General features: G+C 68.9%; 8 protein-coding genes. 7 read left to right on the top strand and 1 reads right to left on the bottom strand.

Going from position 1 to position 6,661, the window contains the following annotated elements:
• The first annotated feature begins 82 nt into the window (after positions 1-82).
• The 7 genes from V6M46_RS14835 (at position 83) to V6M46_RS14805 (ending at position 6,026) form a co-directional block, all read left to right on the top strand.
• Positions 83-904 carry a hypothetical protein gene (locus tag V6M46_RS14835; RefSeq protein WP_332666497.1) on the top strand — a complete coding sequence of 274 codons (822 nt, stop codon included), beginning with the start codon at positions 83-85 and terminating at the stop codon, positions 902-904.
• 52 nt (positions 905-956) lie between these two features.
• Positions 957-1,160: a ferredoxin gene (locus V6M46_RS14830; RefSeq protein ID WP_332666495.1), complete on the top strand. Its 204-nt coding sequence runs from the start codon at positions 957-959 to the stop codon at positions 1,158-1,160.
• A complete protein-coding gene (locus V6M46_RS14825) occupies positions 1,157-2,050 on the top strand; it encodes a 3-oxoacyl-ACP reductase (RefSeq protein ID WP_332666493.1) in 894 nt (297 codons plus the stop codon). The genes V6M46_RS14830 and V6M46_RS14825 overlap by 4 nt, the downstream gene beginning before the upstream one ends.
• A 34-nt stretch (positions 2,051-2,084) precedes the next feature.
• The gene (locus V6M46_RS14820) at positions 2,085-2,870 is read left to right on the top strand and encodes a glucose 1-dehydrogenase (protein ID WP_332666491.1); all 786 of its coding nucleotides are present in this window, start codon (positions 2,085-2,087) and stop codon (positions 2,868-2,870) included.
• A gap of 91 nt (positions 2,871-2,961) precedes the next feature.
• A complete protein-coding gene (locus tag V6M46_RS14815; RefSeq protein WP_332666489.1) occupies positions 2,962-4,218 on the top strand; it encodes a glycosyltransferase family 4 protein in 1,257 nt (418 codons plus the stop codon).
• Positions 4,205-4,936, top strand: coding sequence for a class I SAM-dependent methyltransferase (locus V6M46_RS14810; RefSeq protein WP_332666487.1), 732 nt, complete (start codon positions 4,205-4,207; stop codon positions 4,934-4,936). Before V6M46_RS14815 ends, V6M46_RS14810 begins: the two co-directional genes overlap by 14 nt.
• Positions 4,937-4,946: 10 nt before the next feature.
• Positions 4,947-6,026 (top strand): prenyltransferase, encoded by a 1,080-nt coding sequence (locus V6M46_RS14805; RefSeq protein ID WP_332666486.1) that lies wholly within the window; start codon positions 4,947-4,949, stop codon positions 6,024-6,026.
• Here the strand turns inward: V6M46_RS14805 and V6M46_RS14800 are convergent.
• The coding region (locus V6M46_RS14800) for a class I SAM-dependent methyltransferase (protein WP_332666485.1) at positions 5,985-6,661 on the bottom strand (677 nt) is incomplete at its 5' end. The two genes, V6M46_RS14805 and V6M46_RS14800, sit on opposite strands and share 42 nt — an antisense overlap.

The following is a 6,661-nucleotide window of genomic DNA, read 5'->3' as shown; positions in this document are numbered from 1 at the left end:
CCGGTCCTGGCGCATCAAGCTGTCCATGGTCAAGCAGGACAGCCGCTGGCTGGTCTCACAGCTCGAGTTCGTGGGATAGGGCATGCCCAGACTGAAGCGCGACGAACGCGTCTGCCCGTTCTGTGCGGAGACCATCAAGGCCTCCGCGATCCGTTGCCGGTTCTGTCAGTCCGACGTGACTCCGGTGGTCGAGCCCGAGGCCGAGGCGCAGGCTCCGGCCAATCCCTTTGCGCGCTACCGGAGCCGCTCCAGGAGTGGTTCAGCCGTCGAGGAGTCCGTCGAGCCGGTCAGCGAGGAGTCCGAGGAGTCCGACGAGCCGGTCAGCGACCAGGTCACCGACGAGTCCGACGAGCCGGTCGCCGAGACCGTCCCGACCGCGCCCCGACGGACCCCTGCATTCCGGCGACTGACGCTCGTGCTGGCCGTGCTCGTCGCGCTCGCGGCCGCAGGCGTCGGCACGATGTGGTGGCGCGCGGAGCACGGATCAGCGGCGTCAACCCCGAGTGGGACCCTCGTCGGCGAGGACGCCCGCACCGAGGTGCTCATCGCTGCCGCCGACCTGGCCCAGCGCACGCTGTCGTACGACTACCGGACCCTCGCGAACGACATGGAGGTCGCCCGCGCGCGGATGACGCCCAGGTTCCGCAAGGAGTACGACACCACGATGGCGCAGGTCCGGGCCAACACGACCAAGAACCAGATCGTGCTCCAGGCCGTCGCGGTGTCCTCGGCGATCATCAGCGCGACCGAGCACAAGGCCAAGGTCCTGGTGTTCCTCAACCAGACGACGACTGCCGGCACCGGCAAGAAGGCGAACCAGCAGATGAGTCGCAACAGCCTGGTCATCACCCTGACCAGGGGCGACGGCGACTGGGACATATCCAAACTGACAGCGCTGGGCTAGACTAGAACACGTTCTAGTTCTTGGGTCCCCAAAGCGAGGAGGCGGAACGCTGATGGCAAGGGTTGAGGTCGACTACGACGTGTGCGAGTCGAACGCCTTGTGCGAGGCCTTCGCACCAGACGTGTTCTTCGTCGATGACGATGACGAGCTGCAGATCGAGGACCCGACGGTCACCGACGACAACCGCTCACGAGTCGAGCAGGCAGTCGCTGCCTGTCCCAAGTCGGCGCTGCGCATCGTGGACGAACCCGCATGACCGACACGTCCCTCGACGGCCGGGTCGCTGTGGTCACCGGAGCGGGTGCGGGCCTCGGGCGTGCGGAGGCGGTCGCACTGGCGCGTGCCGGCGCCCGCGTCGTGCTCAACGACCTGCCCGGAGCCGCTGACGAGGCCGCCGCCGAGATCAAGTCGCTCGGGGCCGAGGTCGTCGTCGCGCCCGGCGACGTGGGCGAGAGGTCCACCGCCGACCTGATCATGCAGACCGCCCTGGAGAGCTTCGGCTCGCTCGACATCGTGGTCAACAACGCCGGCGTGACCCGCGACCGCATGCTGTTCAACATGTCCGACGAGGAGTTCGACCTGGTCGTGCGCATCCACCTGCGCGGTCACTTCCTGCTCTCCCGCAACGCCGCGGCCCACTGGCGGCAGGTGGCGAAGGAGACCGGTGGACGGGTCGACGCCAGCGTGATCAACACGGCGTCCGAGGCGTTCCTCACCGGCTCGCCCGGCCAGGCGAACTACGCGGCGGCGAAGGCGGGCATCACCGCGCTGACCCTGTCGACCGCGCGAGGCCTGGCACGCATCGGCGTACGCGCCAACGCGATCTGCCCGCGAGCCCGCACGGCCATGACGGCCGACGTGTTCGGTCCCGACGAGTCCGGGAGCGCGATCGACCCTTACAGCGCGGACCATGTGGCACCGCTGGTCGCCTACCTCGCGTCGCCCGCGGCCGACCGCATCAGCGGCCAGGTCTTCGTCGTCTACGGCGGGATGGTGGCGCTCATGGGCGCCCCGGTCGTCGAGCGCCGGTTCGACACGAACGGCGACCTCTGGTCGACGGACGAGCTCGACCAGGCCCTCGGCGGCTATTTCGCCGACCGTGACCCGGAGGTCTCGTTCGCGGCCGACTCGGTCCTCTCGCTCTAGCCCCACCAACCCGCCCACCTGCTCAAGGAGAACGATGTCCCGTCTCAAGGACAAGCACGCCATCATCACCGGCGCCGCCCAGGGACAGGGCGCGGCCATCGCGCGCGCCTTCGTGGCCGAGGGCGCCAGAGTCGTCATCGCCGACGTGGCTGACGACGCCGGTGCCGCCCTGGCGGAGGAGCTGGGCGACGTCGCGTACTTCAGCCACCACGACGTGAGCGACCCCGGCTCGTGGGACAGGTTGGTCACGGAGGCAGAGGAGCGCCTCGGTGCGCCCGTGAACGTGCTCGTCAACAATGCCGGCGTGCTCCGGTTCGGCGAGGTCGACACGATGCCGCTGGACGATCTCGACCTGCTGATCAGCGTCAACATGCGCGGCTGCTTCCTCGGCATGCGGGCTGTCGCCCCGGCGATGAAGCAGAGCCGGCAGGGTTCGATCATCAACTGCTCGTCGGTCGAGGGGCTTGCCGGGATGGCGGCCCTGACGGCGTACACCGGGACCAAGTTCGCGATCCGCGGCATGACCAAGGCGGCCGCGGTCGAGCTCGGCGCGTACGGGGTCCGCGTCAACTCGGTCCACCCGGGCATGATCGACACCGGGATGACGCGCGAGGTGGGCGGCGAGGCGGCGATGCAGTGGGGTGCGACCCGCGTCCCGTTGGAACGGGTGGGGACGCCCGAGGACGTCGCGCCGTTGTACGTCTACCTGGCGAGCGACGAGAGCGGCTACACGACCGGGGGTGAGTTCGCGGTCGATGGAGGAGTGACCGCGACCCACTCCTTCTACCCCGGAAACAGCGGCCAGGGTGCCGCTTCGTGAGATGACCACAACCCCAGAGACCGGCCGAGTCGGTGACGCGTTGCGCGAGGGTGATACAACTTCATTACCAGCCAGTAACCGGAGGCGTGCCTTGCGCATCGCGATCATGTCCTACCGCAGCAAGCCACACTGCGGCGGTCAGGGCGTCTACGTGCGCCATCTCAGCCGGGAGCTGGTGGCGCTCGGTCACACCGTCGAGGTGTTCTCGGGCCAGCCCTATCCGGAGCTGGACGAGGGCGTCGCCCTGACGAAGGTCCCGTCGCTGGACCTCTACCGCGATCCCGACCCGTTCCGCACTCCGCGACCCAAGGAGTTCCGGGACCTCATCGATGTCGAGGAGGTCCTGACGATGTGGACCGCGGGCTTCCCCGAGCCCAAGACCTTCAGCAAGCGCGCGGCGCGGCTCATGAAGGACCGGCGGGGCGACTTCGACATCGTCCACGACAACCAGACGCTCGGGCGCGGCATGCTCGACATCGCCGGGCAGGGGTTCCCGCTGATCACGACGATCCACCACCCGATCACGTTCGACCGTCGCATCGACATCGCGAATGCGCCGACCCTCCGCAAGAAGCTCAGCCTCCGCCGCTGGTACGGCTTCCTGGGGATGCAGAAGAAGGTCGCCCGCCGGCTCCCGAAGATCCTCACGGTCTCCGAGTCGAGCCGACGCGACATCGTGACCGACTTCGGCGTCGACCCGTCGCGGCTGGAGGTCATCACCCTCGGCGTCGACGACGTGTTCGTGCCGCCGACCGCACCGCGCGTCCCCGGCCGGATCGTCGCGATGGCCAGCGCAGATGCGCCCATGAAGGGCATCGCCACGCTGCTCGAGGCATTCGCCAAGCTGCGCACCGAGCGCGAGGTCGAGCTGGTGCTGGTCACCAAGCCGGGCGACCGCACCGTGCGCCTCATCGACGAGCTGGGCATCACCGACGCCGTGCAGTTCGTGAACGGCATCAGCGAGTCCGAGCTCGTCGACGTGATGGGCTCGGCCGAGGTCGCCTGTGTCCCGTCGCTGTACGAAGGCTTCTCCCTGCCGACCGCGGAGCTCATGGCGTGCGCGACGCCGCTGGTCGTCAGCCGGGCGGGGGCGATCCCCGAGGTCGTCGGCGAGGACGGCGTCTGCGCGACGTTGGTGACCCCGGGCGACGTCGGTGAGCTCGAGGCCGCGATCGCGGTGCTGCTCGATGATCCGGATCGCCGGGCGGCGATGGGCCGGGCCGGCCGCGAGCGGGTGCTGGAGAAGTTCGGCTGGCGTGCCGTCGCGAAGGCCACGGCAGCCGCGTACGAAGACGTGATCGCCGCGAGCGCGGCGCCGAGACATGAGGAGAACCATGCTGACGGTTGATTTCGACCGGCTGGGCCTGAAGCCCGGCGACCGGGTCATCGACATGGGCTGCGGTGCCGGCCGGCACGCGTTCGAGATGTACCGCCGGGGCGCTGACGTCATCGCGTTCGACCAGGACGCCGACGAGCTGGCCGGGGTCCTGGAGCTGTTCGGCGCGATGAAGGAGGCCGGTGAGGTGCCCGAGGGCGCCTCCGCGGACATCAAGGAGGGCGACGCCCTCCAGCTCCCCTTCGCCGACGGCGAGTTCGACCGGGTGGTCGCGTCGGAGGTGCTCGAGCACATCCCGGCCGACATCCAGGCGATCAACGAGCTCGTACGAGTCCTGCGCCCCGGCGGCACGATGGCCGTGACGGTGCCCCGCTGGCTGCCCGAGGTGGTCTGCTGGAAGCTCTCCGACGACTACCACAACACGCCGGGCGGGCACATCCGGATCTACTCCGACAAGGAGCTGATCGGCAAGCTCGAGAACGCCGGCATGGCCTTTGACGGGATCGACTACGCGCACGGCCTGCACTCGCCGTACTGGTGGCTCAAGTGCGCGGTCGGGGTCACGAACGACGACAACCCGCTGGTGAAGGCATACCACCAGGTCCTGGTCTGGGACATCATGAGGACTCGTGGCTTCAGCACGGTCACCCGGCTTGCGGAGCGTGCCCTCAACCCGCTGATCGGCAAGAGCATGGTGCTCTACCTGCGCAAGCCCACGGCGCAGGATTGAGACGACCTGCATGTTGACCCCCGACCAGATCGCAACGACTGCCGCGGGCATCGCAGCGATGCAGGAGCCGGACGGTGCGATCCCCTGGACGCCCGGCGAGCACACCGACGCGTGGAACCACGTCGAGGGCGCGATGGCGCTCGTGGTCGGCGGCCAGCTGGACGCCGCCGCCTCGGCCTACGAGTGGTGCGCCCGCACGCAGCGACCGGACGGCTCCTGGCCGATGAAGATCGTCCAGGGCCGGGTCGAAGACAGCAGCACCGAGACCAACATGGCTGCCTACATCGCCGTCGGGGTGCTGCACCACTGGAGCGTCCGGCGGGACCAGGCATTCCTCCGGCGCATGTGGCCGGTCGTGCGGCGCGCGTTGGACCTGGTCGTCGACCTGCAGCTCCCGTTCGGCGGCATCGCCTGGTCGCGTGAGTGGGATGACAACGGGCCCGCCACGATCAACCGCGAGGCCCTGCTCGCAGGCAGCTCGAGCATCTACCAGGCGCTGCGGTGCGGTGTCGCGCTGGCGGAGCTGATGGATGAGCCGCAGCCGGAGTGGGAGCTTGCCGGTGGACGGCTCGGCCACGCGCTCCGTGAGCACCGCGACCGCTTTCTCGACAAGTCGACATTTTCGATGGACTGGTACTACCCGGTGCTCGGCGGGGCCGTGCGTGGACCCGCCGCCGACCAGATGATCGCGTCGCAGTGGGACACCTTCGTCGTCGACGGGCTCGGGATCCGCTGCGTCAGCACGAATCCCTGGGTCACCGGCGCGGAGACGTGCGAGCTGGTGATGGCGTTGACGGCGATCGGCGACGACCGTGCGGACCGGCTCTTCGCCGACATGCAGCACCTGCGCACCGATCGGGGTGACTACTGGACCGGATTCGTGTTCCCCGAGAACGTCAACTGGCCGGCGGAGCAGACGACCTACACCGCGGCCGCGACGATCCTCGCGTGGGACGTGCTGACCGGGACGACTCCGGGCGCCGGCGTGATGACCGGTCACGGCATCGGCGTCGACTTCGGCGAGATCGCCCTGGAGTGCGACTGCCCGTCATCCGACCGGTTCGCCGGCGTCTCCCCGGGTACGCGCTAGCGTCCGCATCGATCCCACGGTCTCCCGTGGCTCGAAGCATCCGGAGTCGACTGCTCGCTGCCACACGTGGAACGGCGCCTGGCCACCGTCCTCGGGTCGTTCGAAGACATCGTGGATCACCAGCGTGCCACCGGACATCAGCCAGTGGGCGAATCCGGAGTAGTCGTTCTGCGCATGCACCTCGGCGTGGCCCCCGTCGATGAACAGCAGGCTGACCGGGGTCTGCCACCACGTCGCGACGCTCGTCGAGCGGCCGATGACGCTCGTCACCTGGTCCTCGAGCCCGGCGCGTGCGATGGTCTTCCGGAACACCGGCAGCGTGTCCATGAGTCCGAACTCGTCGTCGACGAGCGACGCGTCGTGGTGCTCCCAGCCGTCCTGGTTCTCCTCGGAGCCGCGGTGGTGGTCGATCGTGAGGACCGTCCCGCCGACCTCGCGTGCTGCAGCGCCGAGATAGATCGCGGACTTGCCGCAATAGGTGCCGATCTCGAGTGCGGGCCCGTGGGGGAGCCGCTCGCGCGCGACCCGGTGCAGGAACTCCCCTTCGTCCTCAGGCATGAAGCCTTTCGCCGCGAGGGCGTGGTCGAGCAGGTCTGCGGGCATCTCGGCGTTCACGAAGGACAGTCTGCCTGCTG

Origin of the sequence: Aeromicrobium sp. (genome assembly GCF_036676885.1) — a bacterium.
Lineage (GTDB): Bacteria > Actinomycetota > Actinomycetes > Propionibacteriales > Nocardioidaceae > Aeromicrobium.
This window is presented reverse-complemented; position numbering and strand designations above follow the sequence as displayed.

Coding starts and splice junctions, on each gene's coding strand:
- V6M46_RS14805 (WP_332666486.1), top strand. CDS start 4,947: ATGTTGACCCCCGACCAGATCGCAACGACTGCCGCGGGCATCGCAGCG.
- V6M46_RS14830 (WP_332666495.1), top strand. CDS start 957: ATGGCAAGGGTTGAGGTCGACTACGACGTGTGCGAGTCGAACGCCTTG.
- V6M46_RS14820 (WP_332666491.1), top strand. CDS start 2,085: ATGTCCCGTCTCAAGGACAAGCACGCCATCATCACCGGCGCCGCCCAG.
- V6M46_RS14835 (WP_332666497.1), top strand. CDS start 83: ATGCCCAGACTGAAGCGCGACGAACGCGTCTGCCCGTTCTGTGCGGAG.
- V6M46_RS14810 (WP_332666487.1), top strand. CDS start 4,205: ATGCTGACGGTTGATTTCGACCGGCTGGGCCTGAAGCCCGGCGACCGG.
- V6M46_RS14825 (WP_332666493.1), top strand. CDS start 1,157: ATGACCGACACGTCCCTCGACGGCCGGGTCGCTGTGGTCACCGGAGCG.